1 protein-coding gene and 1 pseudogene are annotated in these 2,238 nt (G+C 38.1%); both read left to right on the top strand.

Going from position 1 to position 2,238, the window contains the following annotated elements:
• On the top strand, nucleotides 1–535 hold a 535-nt coding region (locus tag CSV64_RS16375), incomplete at its 5' end, for an IS3 family transposase (RefSeq protein WP_143565215.1).
• Between the two features lie 86 nt (nucleotides 536–621).
• Nucleotides 622–1,948, top strand: a pseudogene (locus CSV64_RS16380) (IS3 family transposase).
• The last annotated feature ends 290 nt before the right edge of the window (nucleotides 1,949–2,238 follow it).

Consider the following 2,238-nt stretch of genomic DNA (forward strand, 5'->3'; position numbering starts at 1 on the left):
AAAGAACCGAATTCACCGTCGTTTCAATACGTCGATTCCCTATCAAAAATTGATAATGGATATTACAGAATTCAAGTGTTCCGATGGTCGAAAACTCTATCTTAGCCCCATTATGGATATGTATAATGGAGAAAATCTATCCCATGGCATCGGTATGCATCCAACACTCGACTTCGTTATGAAGCCTTTAGAAAAAGCACTTCAGATTGTGAAAGACTCAAGATATCGAACGACGATTCACTCCGATCAAGGCTGGCACTATCAACATAAACAATGGGTAACTACGCTCAAAGAACACAAAGTGTTCCAAAGCATGTCGCGAAAAGGAAACTATTTAGATAATTCTCCTATGGAAAACTTCTTTGGCTTATTGAAACAAGAGATGTATTATGGTGTACCACTGCGCACGTATGAGGAACTAAAACGAGATATCGAGCTATATATTGATTACTATAATAACAAACGGATCAAACAGAAATTGGCTGGCATGAGTCCGGTACAATACCGTCTTCACACCAGCCAACAAGCTGCGTAATATAAAACTCTAACTTTTAGGGGTGCACATCACCTATGGGGTACTTTTGTTTATAATTAAGAAAAAAGATGTCGTAGCGGATAAATATGACTGAACGATTGTTTACCACAAGAGAACAAGAACAATTACAATGCAATCCCAACGTACAGGCAGTTAGTGACAAAAACATCACGTATACCGATAAATTTAAACGCCATTTTATTGCAGAAAACGAAAAAGGGAGAATGCCACGAGAGATTTTCGAGGAAGCATGCTTAGATGCTGATTTAATAGGTATAAAACGAGTTAGATCTTCAGGAAATCGCTGGTGTGCAGCCTACCGAAAAAGTGGTGTAGAGGGCTTACAGGATACACGAAAAAACAATTCAGATCGCCCGATTGAACGTGACCTAACACCACAACATACAATCGAACGACTAGAAGCGAAGAATCGTTTATTACAAGCGGAGAATGAACTGTTAAAAAAACTTGATCTACTCGAAAGGCAGAAGATGAAAAAGAAATCACAATCCAAACGACACGGAAATACGAACTAATTGACTACATCATCCGAACGTATAAATTAGAACGGTTGGTGAGCTACTTATGCGAAATCATGGAAGTCTCCCGTTCGGGCTACTATAAGCACTTTGAAGAGAAATCTAAACAGAGACGTGCAACACAAGAACAGGCAGATGAAGTCGTAAAGGAAATCATTTTACGGGCCTATCATTTTCGAGGAAGAAGAAAAGAGGCACGCCAAATTAAGATGACACTTCAGAATCAGTATGGCATCACGTATAATCTAAAACGTATCCGCTGTATTATGAAGAAATTTGAGATTATCTGTCCGATCGGCAAGGCCAATCCAGCACGTCGTATGGCGAAGGCAACGAAGGAGGCACATGTGAAAACACGTTACAACGCGAGTTTAAGCAAGGGGTAGCTGAAAAGGTATTATTGAATGATATCAAGTATTTGACATATGGAAATGGCAAACGTGCTTACTTGTCAACGATTAAAGGTACCCAAACGAATGAGGTATTAGCCTATGAACTCTCGTCTTCTTTAGGTCTGGACATCGCAATGAATACGCTTCAGAAACTAAAGAAGCATCGTCATATACTGACAGGTGCCTTTATACATTCAGATCAAGAGTTTCATTATACGAATCCTAGATATTAAGCAGCTGTGAAGAAAATGGGGTTAGGGCAATCGATGTCACGTATAGGAAAATGTTAGGATAACGCCCCACAAGAATCATTTTTTGGTCAAATTAAAGATGAAACCAATATAAAAGATTGCGTGACACTAGAAGAAGTGAGACGAAATATTAAGAGTTATATGACGTACTACATTCATTATCGAGGTCAATGGAATTTGAAAAAGCTGCCGCCTGAAAAATACAGACAACAGCTTCAACTAACAGCCTAGGCTTTTTTAAAACTGTCCTTTACAAAGGGGACATTTTATAAATGATGTGGCTTTTATTATAGATTAAAAGCGAGTTGTTTTGTTAGAAAGATTTTCATAGCGGTGTATTTGGAGTGAATTTCTAATGAAGTGAAAGATAAAAATAAATAATTTACAACGTGTCGAAATCGAAGTGAAAGGCATAAAGTTAACTCGGTGTGTTTTGCAAGAAGAAAGTGCATAAGTTTGCAATGAAAAATACACAAGCTTGCCAGCCTTCAATTTAGTTTTTATCTTTGTCGCGATAAAGC

This window comes from Sporosarcina sp. P32b, from assembly GCF_002743335.1.
In the GTDB taxonomy this organism is placed as follows: domain Bacteria; phylum Bacillota; class Bacilli; order Bacillales_A; family Planococcaceae; genus Sporosarcina.